General features: G+C 74.6%; 16 protein-coding genes. 2 read left to right on the top strand and 14 right to left on the bottom strand.

Features of this window, described 5'->3' with window-relative positions:
- Nucleotides 1–8: 8 nt before the first annotated feature.
- Genes ACIBEA_RS02765 through ACIBEA_RS02710 form a run of 12 tightly spaced genes read right to left on the bottom strand, consistent with a single transcriptional unit; the run spans nt 9 to nt 14,455 of the window.
- Nucleotides 9–3,023 carry a hypothetical protein gene (locus tag ACIBEA_RS02765; RefSeq protein ID WP_399257170.1) on the bottom strand — a complete coding sequence of 1,005 codons (3,015 nt, stop codon included), beginning with the start codon at nt 3,021–3,023 and terminating at the stop codon, nt 9–11.
- The gene (locus ACIBEA_RS02760; protein ID WP_399257168.1) at nt 3,020–4,549 is read right to left on the bottom strand and encodes a hypothetical protein; all 1,530 of its coding nucleotides are present in this window, start codon (nt 4,547–4,549) and stop codon (nt 3,020–3,022) included. The genes ACIBEA_RS02765 and ACIBEA_RS02760 overlap by 4 nt, the downstream gene beginning before the upstream one ends.
- Complete coding sequence (locus tag ACIBEA_RS02755) at nt 4,546–5,211, bottom strand: phage baseplate assembly protein V (RefSeq protein ID WP_399257166.1); 666 nt, start codon at nt 5,209–5,211, stop codon at nt 4,546–4,548. Before ACIBEA_RS02755 ends, ACIBEA_RS02760 begins: the two co-directional genes overlap by 4 nt.
- Nucleotides 5,211–6,296, bottom strand: coding sequence for a phage late control D family protein (locus ACIBEA_RS02750; protein ID WP_399257164.1), 1,086 nt, complete (start codon nt 6,294–6,296; stop codon nt 5,211–5,213). Before ACIBEA_RS02750 ends, ACIBEA_RS02755 begins: the two co-directional genes overlap by 1 nt.
- The gene (locus ACIBEA_RS02745; RefSeq protein ID WP_399257162.1) at nt 6,289–6,465 is read right to left on the bottom strand and encodes a hypothetical protein; all 177 of its coding nucleotides are present in this window, start codon (nt 6,463–6,465) and stop codon (nt 6,289–6,291) included. Before ACIBEA_RS02745 ends, ACIBEA_RS02750 begins: the two co-directional genes overlap by 8 nt.
- Nucleotides 6,462–7,901, bottom strand: coding sequence for a hypothetical protein (locus ACIBEA_RS02740; protein ID WP_399257160.1), 1,440 nt, complete (start codon nt 7,899–7,901; stop codon nt 6,462–6,464). Before ACIBEA_RS02740 ends, ACIBEA_RS02745 begins: the two co-directional genes overlap by 4 nt.
- Complete coding sequence (locus ACIBEA_RS02735; RefSeq protein WP_399257158.1) at nt 7,898–8,482, bottom strand: phage tail protein; 585 nt, start codon at nt 8,480–8,482, stop codon at nt 7,898–7,900. Before ACIBEA_RS02735 ends, ACIBEA_RS02740 begins: the two co-directional genes overlap by 4 nt.
- A gap of 3 nt (nt 8,483–8,485) precedes the next feature.
- Nucleotides 8,486–10,528: a phage tail sheath C-terminal domain-containing protein gene (locus tag ACIBEA_RS02730; RefSeq protein WP_399257156.1), complete on the bottom strand. Its 2,043-nt coding sequence runs from the start codon at nt 10,526–10,528 to the stop codon at nt 8,486–8,488.
- Nucleotides 10,525–10,992, bottom strand: a complete 468-nt coding sequence (locus ACIBEA_RS02725; RefSeq protein ID WP_399257154.1) for a phage tail protein — start codon at nt 10,990–10,992, stop codon at nt 10,525–10,527. Before ACIBEA_RS02725 ends, ACIBEA_RS02730 begins: the two co-directional genes overlap by 4 nt.
- Nucleotides 10,993–11,034: 42 nt before the next feature.
- Nucleotides 11,035–12,909, bottom strand: coding sequence for a phage tail sheath family protein (locus tag ACIBEA_RS02720; RefSeq protein WP_399257152.1), 1,875 nt, complete (start codon nt 12,907–12,909; stop codon nt 11,035–11,037).
- 23 nt (nt 12,910–12,932) lie between these two features.
- Nucleotides 12,933–13,862 carry a hypothetical protein gene (locus ACIBEA_RS02715; RefSeq protein ID WP_399257150.1) on the bottom strand — a complete coding sequence of 310 codons (930 nt, stop codon included), beginning with the start codon at nt 13,860–13,862 and terminating at the stop codon, nt 12,933–12,935.
- Entirely contained in the window at nt 13,859–14,455 is a 597-nt protein-coding gene (locus ACIBEA_RS02710; protein ID WP_399257148.1) for a Pvc16 family protein, read from the bottom strand. The genes ACIBEA_RS02715 and ACIBEA_RS02710 overlap by 4 nt, the downstream gene beginning before the upstream one ends.
- A gap of 114 nt (nt 14,456–14,569) precedes the next feature.
- Here ACIBEA_RS02710 and ACIBEA_RS02705 point away from each other — a divergent pair, with 114 nt between their 5' ends.
- Complete coding sequence (locus ACIBEA_RS02705) at nt 14,570–15,466, top strand: hypothetical protein (protein WP_399257146.1); 897 nt, start codon at nt 14,570–14,572, stop codon at nt 15,464–15,466.
- A 58-nt stretch (nt 15,467–15,524) separates the two neighbouring features.
- Here ACIBEA_RS02705 and ACIBEA_RS02700 read toward each other — a convergent pair whose 3' ends face one another.
- Both ACIBEA_RS02700 and ACIBEA_RS02695 read right to left on the bottom strand, forming a co-directional pair.
- Nucleotides 15,525–16,439, bottom strand: a complete 915-nt coding sequence (locus ACIBEA_RS02700; protein ID WP_399257144.1) for an AAA family ATPase — start codon at nt 16,437–16,439, stop codon at nt 15,525–15,527.
- A gap of 3 nt (nt 16,440–16,442) precedes the next feature.
- Complete coding sequence (locus ACIBEA_RS02695) at nt 16,443–17,651, bottom strand: RNA ligase (RefSeq protein WP_399257142.1); 1,209 nt, start codon at nt 17,649–17,651, stop codon at nt 16,443–16,445.
- Between the two features lie 188 nt (nt 17,652–17,839).
- Between ACIBEA_RS02695 and ACIBEA_RS02690 the strand changes: the two genes are divergently transcribed.
- Nucleotides 17,840–19,612: an Imm49 family immunity protein gene (locus ACIBEA_RS02690; protein ID WP_399257140.1), complete on the top strand. Its 1,773-nt coding sequence runs from the start codon at nt 17,840–17,842 to the stop codon at nt 19,610–19,612.
- The last annotated feature ends 84 nt before the right edge of the window (nt 19,613–19,696 follow it).

The following is a 19,696-nucleotide window of genomic DNA, read 5'->3' as shown; positions in this document are numbered from 1 at the left end:
TGAGGGCCTCATCCCCGACGTTTGGCGAGGATCTTCGCGATCTGCCCCAGCAGCAGCGCCTTCGCCTCGTGGTACCACTTGATGGCCTCGTTGATGCGCTCCGGCCTGTACCACTTGCGGGCTCCGGCCCACTGGGGCCAGGGCACTTCCTGGCGGGAGTAGTTGGGGCTCTTCTCCTGCATGCGCAGGTTGCCCTCGTGGTGCACCAGCTCCAGCCGCTCCTTGTGGTGCAGCCGTGCGACGTCGGGGATCTCGGCGAACTCCTTCTTCGCCACCACGTGGTCCACACTCCAGGATCCGCGCGGGACGGGGTTCTCGCCGTACTCGTCCTTGCCACCGGCCCGCTGGTAGGTCACGGTGCGGTGCGCCGCGGGCACGTTGGTGTCCTTCAGCGTGTCGTAGATCGACCGGCCGTCCTGCTCCCGCTTCTTCGCACGGGCGGCGTCGATGATGTCGAGTTTGGCTCCGTTGTCCTTGCGGGCGACCAGCTCCCTGATGTGGACCATGACCATCCCCCGGGTGACCTGGGCGGTGGCCACGTCGGGATACGCGTCCCGAAGGATCGCCCGTTCCACCGGGGTCGTGCCCTGCCCCACCTTCCCGGCTCCTACGGCCTCCATCCTCCGGTTGAGGGCCAGCAGGTGGACGTGTGCTTCCTCGTCGTCCGGGACGGGCACCTCTGCGGCCGGCTTCGCCGTGGTGTCGGCCTCCACGAGCGGGACGTTGTGCGTCGTGGGGTTCATCGAGGCCGTGATCTGCCAGGCGTTGCCGTGGAGTTCGGCCTCCAGCGCGGTGAAGCCGTGCGCCTTCTTGATGCCCGCGAGGGCGTCCCGGAGTTCGACCGCGTCGTACGGGTCGCGGTGGGACTTCGCGGCGACCTCGCCCAGCGCCTTCAGGCCGGTGAGCCAGCGTTCCTGGACGGCGGGCGCGGGCACGACGGGCTCGTCCGCCCCCGCCTTCGCGCCGGCCGGTTTCGTCCCGGCCGCCTTCGCGCCGCTCGGTTTCGTCCCACCCGGTTTCGTCCCGGCCGGTGTCGCGGGGCCCGGTTTCGTCCCGGCCGGGGGTGGGGTGGCCGCGGATTTCTTGGGGGTCGCCGGCGGCGCCGCGGTTCCCGGGTCCGACCAGCTGCCGCGCTTCGGTTCGTCCTTCGCGGTCTTCGCGGGCAGTCGGTCGCCGACCAGGTCCGACAGGAACTTCTCGGGGGCGAAGTCCACCTCACCGAAGGTCACTTCGGGCACCTTCCCCGAACCCACGACGTGCTCCACGTCGGCCCCGATCCCGAACTCGCCCGGCAGCGGGTACTCCCGTTGGAACAGCGGCCAGTCCCACCGGTGGTCGGGGACCGGGGACCACCAGGGGCTGTCCAGTTCCACGAAGAGTGCGCCGCCGAGGCCCAGGAACGGCTGGGCGGCGAGCTCCATGTGACCGGCGAGGAAGAATTCGCCGTGCTTGCCCGCCTTGGGGTCCGCGACCTCGCGGTAGCCGATCCGGGGGGTGGCCTCGACGTAGCCGCGGATGCCCGCGAGCGCGCTGAGCGCGAGGCCCGCCTTGATGTCGTGGCCGACGAGCGTGGCTCCGGCGCCGCCCTCGGCGGTGAGCTTGAGACCGGCGGAGGCGGAGACCTTGAGGGTCGCGGTGAGCCCGAAGTCGCGCAGCACCTCCGGCTTGGTCGACCAGGTCCCGGTCAGTTCGATGTGGTCGAGGGTGGCCGGGCCCAGCACGGCGAGGGCTTCGAGACCGATGTTCGCGAAGAGGAAGACATTGCCGACGAGCGGGACCCCGTAGGCCGCGCGGACCTCGAACCGGGCGAGCTGCTTCTCGTAGCGGCGCTCCGCGAAGAGCGGCTTGTCCATCCTCGGGGCGATCTTGCCGGCCACGGTGACGTCGCCGAGGTGGTCGACGATGACGAGCGCCTCACCGCTGAGCCAGTCCGCGAGCCTGACCTGGAGCGTGCCCCAGCCGGCGACCACCCGGGGTCCCGGCGCGGCGACCGGCTCCGCTGCCGCTACCGGGACCGGTGCGGCGGACGGCGCCGCCGGTTCCGGTGCGGCGCCGGCGGCCAGGGGAGCGGCCGCGGCCTTCGCCCGGTCCGGCAGCTTGCTGTCCGTCAGCTCCTTGGCGGTCTTCGCGTCGGTGGCGACCAGCGTGAGCTCGCCGTCGAACTTCTCGTTCGTGTACCGGACCGTCCCGCGCACGTCGACGGCGCCCGCCCCGAAGGCCGCCGTCAGCTGCCCGGTGAACCCGCGCAGCAGTACGTCGACGCTCGCGCTCCCGGTCAGGGCGCCGTCGGGGCCGCGCCGGACCGGGACCGCCACCGCGCCCAGGCCGGCCACGGCTCCGCGCGCGACCGCGTCGAAGGTGACCACCTCGTTGGCGAGGCCGAAGCCGCCGGTGGCGCTCAGGAAGCCGCCGAGGGTGAAGGACATCCCGCTGACGTTCACCACCAGGGTCGTGCCGCGCAGTTCGTTCTCCACGCCGGGCAGCCGCAGGCCGCCCAGTCCCGCCCAGCCCAGCGCGTCGGGGTGTTGTTCCATGAGGTCGAGCAGGGCCCGGCCGCCGCCGAGCAGTCTGCCCTTGACCACCGCGGAGGCGTGGCCCTCCAGGACTCCGTCGTGGACGCGGAGCGCGAGGACCGGCTCGATTCCCCGGGCGCGCAGCGGGTGCAGCAGGGGGTGCAGGAGCGGGACCGGCTGGAAGGCGTCGCCCGGTCCGGTGACCAGGGCGCCGCCCTCCGTCCGCCGCAGGTTCAGGGTGCCCGTGGCCAGCTGTCCGAGTCGGACCGGGACCGGGCCCCCCGCGGCCCCCAGGGCGTCGAGGTGGGCGGCGATCGCGGGGGTGGCGGTGAGCTCCGCGCCTCCTTGGAGGGCCAGTTCCTCGACGAGCGCCCCACCGACTGTTGCCGGGACCGGAGCGGATCCCGTGGTGGGGACCGGAGCGGGGGCCGGAGCGAGGGCCTTCGCGGGCGCCGGCACCGACACCGGCTCCGGCGCTCGCGCCGGTACGGGTTCCGCGCGGGCGCTCATCCTCCGGCCCCGCACAGCGGATCGGGGGGCGAGGTCTCCGGCTCGGGTCGTGGCACGGGCCCGGGGGGTGGCGGGGTCAGGGCGTCGAGGAGGTCGTCCCCGTCCTCGTCGGCGAATCCGCTGCCGGGGTCCTGGAGCCGGGCGGCGGCGCCGGGGCTGCCCAAAAGGGTGTCCAGGTCGGCCCGTTCGTCGTCGCCCATCGTGGACAGCGTGCCGCCGGCCGCGAAGTAGGCCTTGAGCGCGGCCAGTGCCTCCACGGACGGGGGCAGGCAGAAGCGCAGGGCCAGCAGCCACCAGAGCTGGAAGAGGAACACCACGATCGGCAGGAACATGCTGAAGACGAAGAACGCCACGATCATGAGGATTTCGAGGGCGAAGGTGCAGGTGCGGGCCGTGGTGCCGCCCACGGAGCCGCCGCTCGGGGTGCCGCCGCCGGGATCGAAGGAGAACTGCGAGCCCGGCGGGCTGGTGACGACCACTCCCCCGAGCCCGGGCGGACCGCCCGCGCGGGCGGCGACCGCCCTCAGGTCCGGCAGGGTGAGCGAGGTCGTGCGGTTCTTGGTGCCTTCCGGATCGTAGAAGGCGGCCAGGCGGAAGCTCTCCGTCGGTGCGCTCCACGAGGTCTCCACCGGGCAGTGCTCGTGCCCGGGGCGCGCGGTGCGGCGTACGAAGCAGGTCAGTTCATAGAGGGACTGCGGATCGAACTTGGGGGCGCCGAGGTCATCGTGGTCGCCGGAGGAGACCGGTACCAGGCCGAACCAGAGGGAGCGGGCGGGTGGTGCCGGCCGCTCCGGGCAGTCCCCGGAGCGCGGCGGCAGCCGCCACATCGGGAACTCCTGTTCCTGGTCGGCCGGGCGGCCGGGCGGTGCGCTCCCGCCGAGGGGGCGCCACTGTCCGCCGGCCGGTCCCGTCATCCACGCCTCGGTGTGCTCCTCCAGGCCCACTTGGTCGAGCAGTGCGCGCTGTTCCTCGGCGAAGCGGGTCCGCGCCAGGTCCGCGCGCAGGACGTCCCCGGCCTCCGAGGTCACGAGGCCCGCCGGGGCCCGCTCCGCGCCGAGCAGCTCCGCCGTGAGCCGGCCCGCGAGCCTGCGCAGGACCTGCGGCGGCGCGGTCAGGTCCATCCGGCGGCGGCGCATCACGAACCCCACCTCCAACCCCTCCGCGGACTGCGGGCGGGGCAGCCCGGGGCGGTCGCAGAACAGCTCGACGACGACCGCGTAGAACCGGTCGTGGCTGGGCTGGTAGAGCTTGCGCAGCCCCGTGCGGACCAGTCGGTGGGTGGCGAAGCGGGCCCGGCCCGGCTCCCGGTCGCCGAGCGCGACGGGCACCGGGTAGGACCAGACGTCCTCGGCCGGGTCGAAGCGCAGGGAGGCGCGCGGGTCCGCGAGGAGCCGGGTGACGAAGTCGGCACGGTCGTACTTCTGGAGGGCCGGGGCCAGCGCCCTCGGGTCGAAGCGGTCGAACCCTCCGCGCTCGCAGGCGTACCAGGGGGCGAGCGCGCGGAAGCCGTGCTCGGCGGCGCTCACCAGATGTTCCCGGCGCCGGGCGTGTAGGCGGGGGACACGATCCCCTGGTCGACCATGAGGGTGCCGACCCGGACGATGCCGCTGAAGGCGGAGTAGCCGGCGGTGACGTTGACCACGGGCGCGGTGACGTCGAGGGAGGACACGGCATGGATCTCCACGGCGCCGCCGGTCAGCCGGACCACGCAGCCGCCGCTGTGCCGGATGGTGATCTGCTGCGTGGCGTCGTCGAGGGTCACCTGGTGGCCGGAGGCCATGGTGATCCGGACCTTGGCCGCGCCGGGGGTGTCGTCGAACTGGAGCCTGCTGTCCTGCCGGGAGCGCAGCTGGCGCAGGTCGTTGGACGGCTCCGGTGTGTGGGGTAGGGCCGCGCTGCCGTGCCAGGCGGCGCCGAGGACGTACGGGCGGCGCGGGTTCCCCGCTTCGAAGGCGACGACGACCTGGCTGTCGACCTCGGGCAGCACCAGCAGTCCCTGCTCGTCGTCGGCGTACGGCGAGCACAGGGTGGCCCAGGCGCGGACGTCGCGCTCGCCCTCCTTGCCCATCCAGGGGAAGCGCACCTCGACGCGGCCGAGCCGCTTCTCGTCGACGATGTCGGTGACGAAGGCGGGGTAGACGCCGAAGTATCCGGGGACGGAGCCGTCCGCGGGACCGGGCAGGGTCATCACACCACCTCGTTCAATGAAGGGCGTTCGGCGTCGAAGCGGGTGCGGAAGCCGTGCTCCGGGTCGAAGGTGTGCCGGATCCGGGTGACGTGGTACCCCTCCCCCTCGAAGGGCGCGCCGACGGAGCGGAGGGTGAGCCGGCCGCCGACGACCAGGTCGGGGCTGCCGTGGGTGGTGCCCGCGACGCTGACGAACCGGCGGCCGCGGCGCAGCATTTCGGCGCGGGCCCAGGCCCGGGCCTCCTCGGCGGTGAGGGCGCTCTCGCGGATCCGCAGGCTGGTGGCGGGGCCGAGGGCCTGGGTCAGCAGCCGGGCGCCGGTGCGGCCACCCGTCGTCTCGGCCTCCACGGCCTCGGGGCCGGCCCGCTCGTCGATGCCTTCGCCGCGCTCGGCGTCGTAGCCGGTGACGACGGTCTCGCTGCGCTGGTGGGCGAGGTCGGCCACGAGCCGGACGGAGAGCAGTTCGCTGCCGTAGACCAGGGTCTGGGGGGTGCTGCCGCGGCTGCCGCGGGGGCGGAAGTGCAGGGTGCGTCCGCTCGCCCACAGCTCGGCCTGGATCAGCCGGGCCCGCTCGCGCAGGAAGGCGAGGTCGCTCTGGTTGAGCTGGTGGACCAGGTCGTAGCGGGGGCCGGGAGCGTCGGCTTCGGCGCCGAGGCCGTGCTCGGCGGCGACGGCTTCGGCGAGGGCGGCGTCGGTCACCTCCCGGTAGGTGCGCACCCGGCGGGTCATCCGTAGGCGCATCAGGGCGTCTTCGGCGTGCACGAGGACCTGCGGTGGTTCGCCGTCGCCGAGGATCAGTTCGACGGCGGAGACCACCCCGTCGAAGACGTGGCGCAGCCGGTCCGCGGGGCCGAGCGCGACCTTGAGGGCGCTGCCGAGGCCGATGGTGCTCCCGTCGAGGTGCAGCAGGCGGTCCTGCGGTCCCTTGGCTCCGGCGCCGACGGCGAGGAAGTGCGCCCGCAGGGTGCGCAGGCCCTCGGTCCCTTCCGCGACGTCGAGGTGGACGCAGTCCCGCGCGAGGTCTCTGACCAGCGCACCGCCGACCTCGAAGACGGGTGAGACGGCCGCGACCACCGGCTCAGTCATCGAAGGCCTCCGCGCCGGTCCGGGCCGCGAGCCAGGCGGCGCGCTCGCAGGCCTCGCGGTGGCGGTCGGCGGCGGCGTGCGGATCCGCGGCGCCGCCTGCCGGGGCCGTCGGGCCCTGCCCGGCGGCGGGCACGACGTCGGTGTGCAGTTCTCCGATGTACACGCTCATGGCGGGCCTCCTCGCGGTGTCCATCTCAGGGTGCGGGGGCCCGCGTCACGGCGGCGTTGCTCACAGTCGGCGGCGGCGCGGCCGGGCGGATCGGGCGGGAGCCGCTCCCACGGCGCGGCGCCGGGGTCGGGCGCCGGGACCTCCTGGCGGCGGGCCCGGTCGGCGAGGCTGCGGCCGCCGCCCGCCTCGACCTCGGCGAGGGTGCCGGGATCGGCACGCGCGCGCAGCGGTACGCCCCGGCCGTAGCCGACCGAGCGCCGGTCGGGCGCGGCGGGGCCGGGGGCCGGCGGCGCGGCGGTGGACGGCGAGGTGCCGGGCGGCGCGGTGGGCCGGCCCACGGCCGGCGGCACCTCGAACGACTGCCTGGCCCGGGCGGTGGCGCGGTCCACCGCGGCGCCCGTGACCGCGGCCGCCGCCGCGGCGATGCCGCCGCCGGCCGACAGCGCGAAGCCCGCCGTGAACGGGTCCACGGCTCCGCCGTAGTCCGCGGTCCCGGGACCGGCGACACCCGGGGCGCCGCCCGCCGGGGGGCCGCCCGCGGCGCCGTCCCCCGGCGCGTCGCCGGCACCGGCGCCGATGCCGGCATCGGCGCCGATGCCGAGGGCGCCGGCGAGTCCCGCCACGGAGGTCGCCGCCACCCCACCGCCGAAGGTCGCCGCGAAGGGCCCGGCCCCGGCGAAGGGGACGGTGACCTCGGCGCCGAGCTGTACGGCGGCCCCGGCCGCCAGGGTCAGCGGGCTGTCCAGCCCGTTCATCGCACCGCGCCACCCGGCCGGGTCCAGGCCGAGGCGGGAGAGGACCTGCTGGGCGGATTCCCCCTCCCGCGCCCGCACCACCCGGTTCGGGCGGCCGGTGCCCGAGGTGCCGGGCGCGGCGCCGGTGCGGGGGGCGCCCGGTTCGGTGGCGGCTCGGGCGTCGCGCGTACCGGGTCCCTCGGCGTGGGCCTCGTAGGCGAAGTTCTGCTCGACGAGGGTGACGCCGACCTTGGCGCGCAGCGGGGTGCCGTCGGGGGCGAAGTGGTCGAGCTCTTCGTTGACCTGGGTGACGATGCCGTTGTAGCGGAGGGTGCCCCAGACGAAGCGGACGACGGGTGGTGGGTCGGCGGGCCGGTCGGGTGGCGGTTCGGCGTACTGGCGGACCAGGGCGGTCCAGCGGCGCACGTCGACGTACTGGCCGCCGGAGCGCTGTTCGGTGGTGTCGAACTCCAGGTCGAAGGTGAGGGTGGAGCCTTCCGTCGCGGGATGTTGGCGCTTCTGGGAACGGGTGGTCGCGCCGCCGCGGTCGACGGTGTTGTTACGGCTGATCCGCAGGGAGGTGGGGTTGAACTGGACGGGCACGGCGGGGCCGTCGTCCACGACCAGCGGCGGTTGGTCCTTGGCTCCGGCGCCGCTGCGCGCCAGGCGTTGCAAGGTGGCCTGGGCGAGGGGGGCGCTCACGTGGTGCGCTCCAGCCGCAGGCCCTCGTGGGCGATGTGCAGTTCCTCCATGGCGATCTCCCCCGTCTTCGCGTGCAGCGATGGGCCGATGATCTTCAGTGGCAGTCCGCGGGTGAAGGTCCAACGGGCCACCACCCGCTGCCCGGTGGGGTCGAGCACCTCGATGTCCCCGTCGTAGCGGACGGGGGGCGCGGCGCCGCCGACCGCGTCCTGGAGCCAGTCCCACAGGCCGGTGTCGGCGCTGCCGTCCGGCGTCGCCAGGAACATGCCGCGCCGCAGGACGAGCGGTTGGAGCCGGACCCGGCCGAGCCGGCGCACCGACTCGTCGTTCGCCCCGCCCTGGGCGTACTCGCGGACATCGACCTCCAGGCCGAGCCCGGTGCACTCCTGGAACCCGCCGTCGCCGAGCCGTTCGGGCGCCGGGGCGGCGGGTCCGCGGCCCGCTCCGTTCGCGCCGAGGGCCGCCGCGGGGGCGGCGTGGGTCACGTGCGCGAGGACGGGGGGCGCCAGGTCCGTGCGGCCCGGGGCGGCGCTGCGGGTGAGCCGGACGCGGAAGCGGAAGGTCTGTACGGCTTCGGCCACGGCTCACCCCACCGCCACGGCGCCGTCGCCGTCCTGGGAGATCCGCAGGACGAGGTACTCCAGGGGCTGCGCCGGTGCGACCCCGATCTCGGCGACCAGCCGCCCGAGGCCCTGGGACCAGGCGGGGTTGAGGCGTTCGTCGCAGTGCACGAAGAAGGACTCCTCCTCGCGGTCGCCCGCGAACGCCCCGGAGCGGTGCAGTCCGCGCAGCAACTGCACGACGGCACCCCGCAGTTCGGCGCGGAGCGCCGGCGAGTGGGGTTCGAAGGCCAGTACCTGGGCCTGCCGGTCGAGGGCGAGCCGCAGCATGGTCATCAGGCGGCGCACGCTCAGTTGGCGGTAGTCGGGGTCGCTGGAGAGCGTACGGGCGGAGGCGAGCCGGAAGCCGTCCCGCTCGGCCCGGAAGACGTCGATGCCGAGCAGGTGCAGGGCGTCGTGGTCGGCCTCGGCGAGCCGCTGGGCGGCGGTCACGGCGTCGGCGGCCAGTTCGTTGGCGGGCCCCCAGGGCAGGCCCAGGCGCCGTTCGCGCTCGGCGATGATGCCCGCGGCGAAGCCGCTGGGCGGGACGAGGACGGCGCTGCCCCGGGGGTCCTCCGCCGGCATCACGCCGAGCCACGGGTGGTGGGCGGCGGCGTAGGAGCTGTCGAAGGCGGCGCGCCAGCGTGCGACGGCGCGCACCGGGAGCCGGGGCGGTACGTCGATCAGGGCGACGAAGCGCCGCTGCCGCTCGGCCAGGGCCACGAGCCGCTGCTGGCGGCGCAGGATCTCGGGCAGCTGCGTGACGCCGTCCAGCAGGAACTCCCGCGCGGCGGACCGGGTGGTCAGTGGCGGGGAAGGGGGCGGGCAGGGGGCGAAGACCGCGCCGGGCGGGGTCCGGGTGGGGAGTTCGGTGGTCTCGGGCGCCTCGCCGTACTCCCACAGCAGGTCGGGTACGGCGAGCAGGGCGACCTCGGTGACCAGCGCCATCCGGTCCATGCCGACGGCCGGGGTCGGGCCGCTCCCCGGCGCCGCACCGGGATCCTCGACGACCTCGGCGCCGCCGACGGGCAGCAGGTCGACGGGGCAGGGGCCCTGGAAGCTGTCGGGGCCGATCCCGGCGTAGCGGTCGAGGCCGGGGCGGACGGGCCGGGACAGGGCGGAGCCCAGCCTGCCGTCGGGCGGCAACAAGGGGTCGGGCCAGGTCCCGTCGGGGGTGACGAGGAGGGATTCGGCGGCCAGTACGGCGGCGGCGGGGCGGGGGTGGTCGCCGCCGAGGCCGAGCCCCGCGAACCGCTCCTGACGGGGGCGTGCCGGATCGGGGTCGGTGACGGTGATGGTGACGGTGACGGCCTCGGCTTCCACGGCCAGCGTGACGGTCCGGCCGCCGGGGCCGGTGACGGGCGGCCGGTCCAGGACGGCGGTCCGGCGCCGCGGCCCCCCGGCCGCCGGTCCGGGACCGGGGTCGGTGGCGGACGGCGCGTCGGCGAAGCCGGTGATCCGGAAGAACTCCCCGGTGGTGGGCAGCCCCGCGCCCCGCAGCCGCAGGACGCTTCCGACGGGCGGGATCCGGGCCTCGGGCAGGGCCAGCTCGCGCCCGGTCACGACGGCGGCGAACTGCTCGGATCCGGTGAACTCCCACCGGACCGCGAGCCGCCCGCCCCAGCTGCCTTCGTCGCGGGCCCGCAGGTCCACCTCGGGTCCGCTCCCCGCGCCCGTACCTGCGCCCGTACCTGCGCCGAGCCGGGTCCGGTGCAGCGCGTGGGCCTGTTGGGCGGCGGGGTGCGGGGCCCGCGGGAGGGGGGCCACGCGCAGCACGTGGGCGCGGACCCCGCCCTGCGCGAAGAACGCCCGTACCGCGTAGGGCAGCAGGCCCGGGCCTTCGAATCCGCCGAAGCGGTCCAGGTAGTCCGTCCAGCGGTCGACGGCGACCGGGGTGTCGACGGGGCCGCGCGGGGCCACGCCGACGAAGCCGGCGACGTCCAGGCGCACCGGGCCGAAGGAGGGCGGCGGGCGGCGGGCCTCCCGGTAGACGCCGGGTGCGCCGAGCCGCGGTCCGGCGGGGGTCACGAGGAGAGCGACAGGAAGTCGATGGATTCGGCGACGAGGTGCAGCTCCTCCATGGCGACCTCGCCCCCGCCCTTGCCCTGGAGGGTGGGGCCGACCCACTTCTTGGGCTGGGCCTGGTTCAGCCGCCAGGAACAGACCGGGGCGTGCCCTTCGTCGTGGAGCGTGACCGTGACGGTGAGGGGGAGGTAGATGCCGCTGCGGGTGTCGGCGATCCACTTGAAGAGGCGCAGGTCTCCGATGATGCCCCGCTTGAGGGTGACGTCGTCCGTGGTGTTGGTGTTGGCGATCTTCCGGACGTGGTTGAACTGGTCGTTCCCGTTGCGGTACTCGGAGAACTTCACCTCGTTGCCCGCTCCGCTGAAGTCGGAGAAGCCGCCGCTGATGTCCCCTTCCAGGCCGGCGCTCGTGTTGCCGAGCTGGACGAGGAAGTTGAAGGCTCCGTAGGGGTTGGTGCGCGTGGCCATGGGTCTGTCTCCCGGTCTTCCGGCTGCTTGTGGCGGGGCGCGTCAGGTGCGCTGGGCGTCGGCCGTGAACTGTCCGACGCGGAACACGACGAACTCGGCGGGGTAGGTGGGGGCCACGCCGACCAGGCAGACCAGCCGCCCGTTGTCGAGGTCGTTCTGCGTCATCGTGGTGCGGTCGCAGCGGACGAAGAACGCGTCCTCGGGCTTGCTGCCCAGCAGGGCGCCGGTCTGCCAGGTCGCGATGAGGAAGTCCTCGACCGACTGGCGGACGGAGGCCCAGAGCCGCTCGTTGTTGGGCTCGAACACCGCCCACTGGGTCGACTTGTCGATCGAGTGCTCCAGGTAGATGAAGAGCCTGCGGACGTTCACGTACTTCCACTCGGGGTCGGAACTCATGGTCCGGGCGCCCCAGACGCGGCGGGCGCGTCCCTCGAAGAAGCGCAGGGCGTTGATGCCTTCGGGATTGAGCACGGCCTGGCGGTCGTAGGTGACGTTCGTGGTGAAGTCGTCGATGCCGAGGAGGACCTCGTTGGCCGGGGCCTTGTGGACTCCGCGCTCGATGTCGCTGCGGGCGTAGATCCCGGCGACGTAGCCCGAGGGCGGTACGTCCAGGAGCGCCGCCGGGGCTCCGGGGTCGGCGCGGCGGGCCGGGTCGGTGATCCTGACCCACGGGTAGTAGAGGGCCGCGTACTTGCTGTCGAACTGGGCCCGGAAGCGGCGGACTTCGGAGATCGAGCTGTCCTGGGGCGGGTCGATCACCGCGATGCGGTAGCGGAGCCGCTCGCAGTGGCCGATGAGGAGGTCGACGGCCGCCTTCTGCTCCGCGGCGGCGAGGGTGACGGTGTCCGGGACCGCGACGATGGCGATGTCGTCGATCTCGGCGAGCGCACCGAGGCCGCGGGCGGGGTCGGTCAGGCTGTCCGGGTTGGCGTCCCGGCCGCCGAGGTCCGCCGCCGAGAGCGGGTCCCCGTCGCCGCCGCCGGCGAGGTAGAGGCCCTGCGGTGAGGTGAGGAGCGCGGTGAACCGGGCGCCCGCGGTCACCGGCTGCGCGCCGGTCGCGGGCGGTACGTTCTCCAGCCAGACCAGGGCGAACTCGTCGGCGGGGTCGGTGGCCTGCAGGACGCGGGCCACCGAGCGGGGGTGGGCGTCGTCCAGCTCCAGTTCGTTGTACACGTCGGTGCGTTCGCCGCCGGCGCGCACGGTCACGGCGAGGGTGAGGTGGAAGGCCGCGGTGCCGGCCGCGACGGGCTCGAAGGCGCCCTGCGGTCCGACGTACCCCAGCTCCCCGTCGGCGCGGCGGGCCACGATGCGGACGTTGCCCGGTGTCGGCGCCGTGGTGTCGGGGACGGACGGGGCCTCGCCCCCGGCGAGCGGGAGGACCTCCACCGCGGCTCCGGGCCGCACTCCGGTGAGCCGGGGCAGCGCGCCCGGACGCGGGACGAGGATGTTCTTGCCGCGGCGGAAGGTCACGGCGACGCTGATCCGGGAGCCCGCCGAGCCGGGCCAGCGCGCCCGCCAGCGCACCAACGGGGTCCCCTGCGCGGGCACCTGGGCGGAGGCGAAGTTCCGCGGGACGTCGATGACGGGGGGCGTGCCGGTGGTCCGGGTGAAGACGAAGACCCGCGAGACGTAGAGTCGCCGTCCACCGTTGGCGAAGAACGCGCGCGCGGCGAGCGCGAGCGGGCAGTTGTCGTCGCCGATGGTGAGGCCGCCGAAGGCCCGTTCGTACTCGGTGTAGCTGGTGACCAGTGTCGGCGCGGGCAGGACCGTGGGGCCGCCGTCGGGCAGGGTGTAGGGCACGGGGCCGTACGCGGTGCGCCCCGCCATGGCGAAGGTGCTGGTCGGTACGCCCTCGATGGACCGGGAGCGGAAGCTGGTCTCCTCGACGTAGACGCCGGGGGTCAGGTACTCGGGCATGTACGGCTCTCCTCGGTCACGGGTCAGTCGGTGGTGTGGAGCAGGTCATCGGTGGGGAGCACCCGGCCGACGGTGAGGGTGCGGACGGTGTCCGCGGCGCAGGTGCGGTAGCCGGGCGGCAGGGCGAGGCCGCGCAGCACGTCGTTGTCGAGGTCCTGGGGGCCGGGCGGGGAGGCGCTGCGCCGGACGGTCTCCGCGACCAGGTCGGCGAGCGGGTCGGGCGGTGGGGGCGGGCCGGGGTGCGGGGCCGGGTCCGGGTCCGGGGCGTGGGTGCGCAGGGCGATCGCGACGCGGGGCGGTGACGGGAAGGGCAGGGGCGCGGCGCCGCCGATCAGCAGCAGTGCCTGTCCGTGCTCGTCGCCGTGCGCCCAGCCGAGGAGTGTGCCGCCCGGGCCGAACGCCTCGATCCGGGGCCAGCGCACGGGGTCGGCCGATCCTGGTCCCGGGCGGGTGACGCGCAGCCGCAGCCCCGTCATGCCCTGGGGGACGGGGTAGGCGGGCCCGGGGAGCAACCAGGGCAGCAGCAGCCGTGCGTCGGCGCGGACCCGGGGGCCGGTGGGCGCCGCGGCGTCGGCGTCGGCCAGCTCGGCGCGGGTCCACAGCGCTACGGCGAACCGCCGCGGGATCCAGCGACGGGCGGGGTCGTCGATCCGTACGCGCACGGCGGCGCCGACTTCGCCGGGGGTGCCCGAGGTCCCGTAGCGGAGCACGAATCCGGACGGTTCGTGGCGCTCCAGGGCGCGCACGGGGTCGTCCGGCCCGGGGCGGCGGCCGGGGATCCGGGCGGACTCCCAGCCGACCCGCAACCCGGGACCGGCCGGGCCCCGGGTATGGGCGTCGAGCGGGCGGACGGCGAGGGCGAGCCGGTGCAGTACGACCGCCGCCCCGGGGGCGACGGTGAGGCGCGGCTCGGGCCCCGCGCCCCGCGGGTCCGGGTCCGCGGCGCCGGTCATCGCGGCAGCTCCGAGGTGGCGACGGCCACCGTGGTGACCTCGCCGGGCACGGGGAAGCGGCGGCCGTCGATGCGTACGACCCGGGCGAGGTAGGGCAGGGAGAGCCGGTAGTCGGTGGTCATCGCCTGGAACGCCTCGCTCATCGAATCCATCGCCAGCTCGTCGGGCACGATCTGTACGGTGTCCCCCGGCAACCAGCCGCCGGTCGGGTCCAGGAGCGGTCCGGTGAGGGGTCCCGCGCTCTCCAGGATCCGGACGGCGAGCCCGAGCCATTCCAGCTCGGACTCCACGACCTCGTCCCAGGCCGCGAGCAACAGGTGCATCCGCAGCGGCAGTCGGGGCAGCCCGTCCTGCGCGGCCAGGGCGGCCCACGCCGGCCGGGTGTCGTGGTCGACGCTCAGCCGGTAGCAGTAGACCGTGACGGCCGGGCGGCGGATGAGGGCGTCCGTGGTGCCCACCCGGTCGAAGTCGACGGGCCCCGCGAGGACCGCCTCCGGGCGGCGCGGCCCGTCGGGGATCTCCGCGCGGAAGCCCGCGTTGAGCAGCGTCACGACGCTGCGCCCCACGGCGGCGAGTGCCCGGTATCCAGCCATGCTCCGATGCTGCGGCCCGCCCGTCACGCCGGCGTTGCGGGCCGCGGGCGACGGACCGGTGACACCCTGCGGCCCACACTCGGTGCGCCTGCCCCATCGAGAAGGAGAGCCCTCATGAGCAGCACCTCGCACCCCCGGCCGGCCGGCACCGACTGTGACCTCGGCGCCATCGACGATCTCGCGTGCAGCGCCAAGGGGATCCAGCGCCGCGCCGAGGTCACCCAGGAACACCTGCCGCAGCTGCGTGAGTTCCAGGAGAAGCTGGGCGCCGCGCGCGTGGAGTACGCGAAGGCCCGGCACACCGCCCAGGGCGATCTGGAGGTGGCGGGCGAGGTCCTCGACCGGGTCCGCGAACAGATCCGCTGCCGGATCACGCCCGAGCAGCGGCACTGTCTGCGCGAGGCCGTGGAGGAGGTGTTCGAGGAGATCAGCGAATGCTCGGACGGCTGGGGCTGCTGTGTGGACGACTGCGACTGCGATTTCGACGACGGGGTCGGCGAGGACGACACCGTCGCCACGCTGTCGGCCCGGATCGCCCGCTACACGGCGGAGGTGCTGCGGGACACGGCGTGCTTCGTCTCCTTGGACGGGGAGCTGACGGCGCTGCCGGAGCGGGCCGCCAGGATCCGCACGGACGCGGCGCAGTTGCTCGCCGACGCCGCCGACCCGGTCGTGGGCAAGGACGTCGTCCGGCTGTACGCCCGGTTGCTGGTGCTGCGGCGCCGGATCCACGATGCGTGGCGCGGCTTCGCCACCGTCTCGGCCTACGTGGAGTGCCTGTGCAAGGTGCTGCTGTGCGTGCTCAAGGGGTGGCAGGCCATCGCCGTCCTGGAGGGGGCGCGGGCCGAGTTGATGTGCAAGGAGGAGTCGCGCAAGGCGGCGTGCCTGCGCAAGCGGAACCAGGTGGTGGAGGAGGTCATGGCCGCGTACTCCCGCCTGTGTCCGCCCTGCCCGCCGGGGCACGGGGACGGCTCGGAGGAGGAGCCCTGCGAGGAGTCCGACCCGGCGTGAGGGCTGCGCCCGCGCCCCGACGGGGGCGCGGGCGGGCGGACCCGCGGGAGGTCCGGGCTCAGAAGGCCCCGTAGTTGACCTGCCAGGTGGGCAGCCCCATCCGGCGCCAGATGGCGACCACCCGGTCCCGGTCGTCCAGCGATACGCGGACCGCGAAGCGGTGGCGCACGTGCTGGTCGAAGAGTTCGGCCTTCACCACGTCGTCCTGCCGGTGGTCGCCGGCGGCCCGCATCCACAACTCGTCGTACGGCACGTCGTACCGCGCGAGCCATTCCTCCGTCTGCGGACGGTGTTCCTCGCTGCGCCCCGACAGCAGCACGACGGTGTCGCCGTCGGCCCGGCGGAAGGCGGTGAGGGCGTGCCGGACGGAGGCGTTGAGGAGGTCGGTCCCGCAGCGCGAGAAGTCGTACGGGCCGCGGTCGCCCCGCAGCGCGAGCGTCCCGTCGATGTCGCACATCACGGCGGCCGGCAGGGTCGGGTCGGCGACGTAGGGCTCGACGTCCGGCTGGTCGTTCAGCCAGGCCTCGGTGAGTCGCCAGCCGCCCTTCGTGGCCTTCGCGTGCTTCTCGGCCAGGATCCGGATGATCTCCTCGCCGACGGACCGCTCCCGCTCGGCGTCCCGGCGCACGCACTCCTCGACCGGCACGTCGGTGAAGTCGTGGACGACGAAGGTGGCCCGCCCGGCGACGGCCGCCTTCAGCCGCTTGGGGACGTGCTGCGTCAGGTGGGTGTTGTCGACGACCACGTCGAACCCGCCCTCGACGGCGGTGCGCACGGCGGCGTCCTGGATCGCGAGGACGGTCTGCTCGTGCGCGAAGGACCGCTCCCCCTCCGCGGCGGGGACGTCGAGCATCGACCGCAGGTCATCGAGGTTGACGCGGCGCATCCGGCCCCCGGACTCCGCCTGGAGCGAGCGCGCGGCGGTGGTCTTGCCCGACGCGGGCAGCCCCGTCATGACGTGGACGACAGGCACTGGTCAGTTCTCCTCATCGGTCGTGAACGGGTCGGACGCCCGCGGCCGCACCGCCCGCCAGGTGACGAGGTCGGTCGGCCGTGCGTCGAGCCGCAGGAACATGGCCGCCCGGACGCCCGGGTCGGCCACCGCCCGCGTGGCGCGGGCGAAGGCGCCCCGGTCGTCGCCGAGGTGCGCGATCTCCCGGAAGGCCTCGTCGATGGCGCGTTCGCGGTCGGTCGCGGCGCGTTCCATCCCCGCGATCATCTCTCGGACCCAGCTGTCGAACTCGTCCGGGACCTGTTCGAGGAGCGCGTCGAGCGGTGCGCCGCCGTGGGCGCGGACCTCGGCGAGCGAGCAGCCGAGCCCCTGGGCGACCTGCCGGGCGGGCAGGGCGGCGAACCGCTGGATGCCGTGGCCGCGCCAGATGTCGCGTTCGGTGACGCCGGTCAGGACCTTGTGGAGGCGTACGTATTCGGCGATCTTGGCCTTCACCCGGACACCGGAGGCGTAGCGCAGCACGAAGCCCTCGGCATCGGTGCCGGTCGCCGCGGCGCCGTCCGGCAGCGTGCTGGACTCGGTCCGCGCGATCAGCTCGGCCAGCGGCATCGCGGGCCACGTGGTGACGACGGAACCGATCCCCTGCCAGTCGTGCGCGGCGGACGCCAACGGCGTTTCGGAGCCGTCGCGGTCCATCGCGGCGAGCAGCACCAGGTCCCGGCGGTCGCCGTAGTCGACGACGATCCGGTTCTGCGGGTAGAGGATCTCGGCCAGGTAGGTCACGCCCCGGACGAGCGCGGAGGTGTCCTTGGCGTCGAGGTACCGCTGGGCCCAGGTGGCCTGCTCGCTGATGAACGACCCCTTGGACGCGACCCGCCACGCTCCGGCGTGGTGGAAGACGACGGCGAGGCTCCCGTCGACCTTCTCGTACACCTCGAAGGGCTCGTCGGGCAGGGCGGGCGCGTAGGGCTGACCGGCCGTGTGCTCACCGACGTTGAAGAACTTCGGCAGGGGCAGCGCGACGATCTCGCCGGTCGCGTCGTCGGCGACCAGCCCCCGGCACCGGGTGGTGACCCGGTTCCAGACCCGCTCGTACTGACAGGTCCGCGTGTAGGTGTAGATCGACAGCGGCAGCTCGGGGTGCGACTTGCGCGTGACGTGCCCGGCATCGAGGGCCGCCGCGAGCTCGTCGGGCGGCATCAGTTCTTTGAGAGTCAGGGGCGCCTGGCTCATGGGATTCCTCCTGGTTGCGAGCCTCCAGTCTGCCCCGGGGCCGCTGCCCGCCGGTATCGATTAACGGCGCTTCCACCAGCGCCGAAACGCTGTCGGACCGGCATCGGACCCGTTGTCGGACCCCCCGCCTATGCTGGGCGGACAAGATCGGATGAGGCCATCCGGCAGCGAATCGTGGGAGGTTACGGGTGCACATCGAGCGCCATGCGGTCGGGGAGGCGGCGTTGTCCGCCGCGGTCACGGATTTCGCCGAGCGGATGGCCGGTGACGTGCACCGGATGCAGCACGACGAATCCCCGCAGTACGGCTGGGAGATGATCTGCGAGTCCTTCCTCGACTACGTGGGCGCGCGGTCCGTGGACAATCCGGCGCTCGCCGGGAAGGACTGCAAGCTCGCCTTCGAGTCGGCCGCCGCGGCCGCGCTGGGCTCGTTCGCCCTGACCGCGTGGCCCCAGCGGGTGGGGGACGTGTTCATCGAGTACACGGGTACCGGTGTGGTCTACGACCGGGAGGAGCTCGCCGGCGACGTTCCCGCATACGACTGGCTGGACACCTTCTTCCTCGCGTGCGTGGCCGGGGACACCGACCGCGACGGGGCGCTCTTCCTCAGCGCGGTACCGTCGCGCGGCGGGCAGGAGGACCGGGCCGATGTGGCGCTCGTCCACGCCCTGTCGGCCTTCGTGTACGGGGTGCTCGGGAGCGCGGAAGCCGGCGGCGCGGCGGGTCCGGTCACCGACGAGCAGCGCGCCGCGTTCATCGACGTACTGGTCCGGGAGCTGGGCCCGGGCAGCGACCGGTCCCACGACCGGGCGGCCCTGGCCACCTTGCGGGCCCTGGCGGCGGACGACCGGGAGGGTTTCACGGCGGCGTTGGCCGCGCAGCTGACGCAGTACCGGGAGCGGCAGGCGGCGACGGCGAAGCCGCACCCGCGTTCGCTGCTGCCGCTGGATGCCCTCGCGCTCGCCTCGCTGGCGCAGCGGTGGAAGGGCTGGCAGCCCGGCGTGGACTCCGCGTACCTGCCCGCGGCCGCGCTCGGCGGTTTCGCCCCGCCGGTGCCCCGGGTACGGGCCTTCGGCGCGGACAAGCGGCCGGACGCCCTCGCGGCGCTGGCCGCCGGACCGCTGGTGGTGGACGGGCCGCGCCGGTCGCAGGGCCAGGAGTCGACCGATCCGGCGCGGGCCGAGCAGGCCGAGCGGTACGACCAGTACCTGGCTCGCAGCGCGGCGGAGTTCGCCGATCCCGAGGAGCAACCGGCGCACGTCGCGCGGGAGCTGCCGAGCGTGATGGACGACCAGTTCCGGCTCTTCCAACGGAGCGTGACGGGCGACCCCACCGCGGACGACGGGCGCGGGCACGGGGCACTGGTGCGCGCCGCCGAGGCGGGGACGGCGGCCTTCCGGCTCGCGGCGGCCGAGCCGGGCACCGAGCCGGAGGTGACCGTCGGCGGCGTGACGCGCGCGCTGCCCGCGGGGGGCCGCCCGAACGCGGTGGGCCCGGCGCAGTGGATGCGGGCGACGGCGGCGGCCGTGGTCTCGGGGGAGGACGCCCTGTTGGCCGAGTGCGTCCGGATCGGCCCGGACCCCTTCGGCAGCGGCGGCAGGGCGACGGCGGTCCGTGCCTACGCGACGGCGCTGCACGACCACCTGCGCGGGGTCGACGCGGAGCCCGCGCTGCGCGGGGCGGCGGCGGAGGCGTTCCGGATGCGTCACTTCAACTACCTGCTCCCGCCCGTGGTGTTGCTGTCGCAGCTGGCCGCGGGCGACCGGGAGGGTTTCGCGCTGGCGCTGGCGGACGCGCTGGAGGAGCACCGCGACCACTACGAGGTCGGCGAGAACGCCACCGACCCCGATGCCCTGCTCAACCCGGACGTCCTGGCGCTGGTCTGCCTGGCCCGCCGGGCCGGCTGGGAGGTGCCGGTGCGGTCCCCGTACCTGCCGGCGACCCTGGTGCCGGCGGCATAGGTGCCGTCGGCGTAGGCGGTGGTGGCGTAGGCCGTGGTGGGGCAGCTGGTGGTGGGGCAGCTGGGCCGGGGCCGCCCGGATCGC

This window comes from Streptomyces sp. NPDC051555 (assembly GCF_044454405.1).
Lineage (GTDB): Bacteria > Actinomycetota > Actinomycetes > Streptomycetales > Streptomycetaceae > Streptomyces.
Note: the sequence above shows the minus strand (reverse complement) of the source record. Positions and strands in the feature narration are given on the sequence as shown.

Excerpts from the sequence above, each read along its gene's own strand:
- ACIBEA_RS02765 (WP_399257170.1), bottom strand. The coding sequence starts at position 3,023 with ATGAGCGCCCGCGCGGAACCCGTACCGGCGCGAGCGCCGGAGCCGGTG.
- ACIBEA_RS02745 (WP_399257162.1), bottom strand. The coding sequence starts at position 6,465 with ATGAGCGTGTACATCGGAGAACTGCACACCGACGTCGTGCCCGCCGCC.
- ACIBEA_RS02705 (WP_399257146.1), top strand. The coding sequence starts at position 14,570 with ATGAGCAGCACCTCGCACCCCCGGCCGGCCGGCACCGACTGTGACCTC.
- ACIBEA_RS02750 (WP_399257164.1), bottom strand. The coding sequence starts at position 6,296 with ATGACTGAGCCGGTGGTCGCGGCCGTCTCACCCGTCTTCGAGGTCGGC.
- ACIBEA_RS02695 (WP_399257142.1), bottom strand. The coding sequence starts at position 17,651 with ATGAGCCAGGCGCCCCTGACTCTCAAAGAACTGATGCCGCCCGACGAG.
- ACIBEA_RS02720 (WP_399257152.1), bottom strand. The coding sequence starts at position 12,909 with ATGCCCGAGTACCTGACCCCCGGCGTCTACGTCGAGGAGACCAGCTTC.
- ACIBEA_RS02755 (WP_399257166.1), bottom strand. The coding sequence starts at position 5,211 with ATGACCCTGCCCGGTCCCGCGGACGGCTCCGTCCCCGGATACTTCGGC.
- ACIBEA_RS02725 (WP_399257154.1), bottom strand. The coding sequence starts at position 10,992 with ATGGCCACGCGCACCAACCCCTACGGAGCCTTCAACTTCCTCGTCCAG.
- ACIBEA_RS02715 (WP_399257150.1), bottom strand. The coding sequence starts at position 13,862 with ATGACCGGCGCCGCGGACCCGGACCCGCGGGGCGCGGGGCCCGAGCCG.
- ACIBEA_RS02710 (WP_399257148.1), bottom strand. The coding sequence starts at position 14,455 with ATGGCTGGATACCGGGCACTCGCCGCCGTGGGGCGCAGCGTCGTGACG.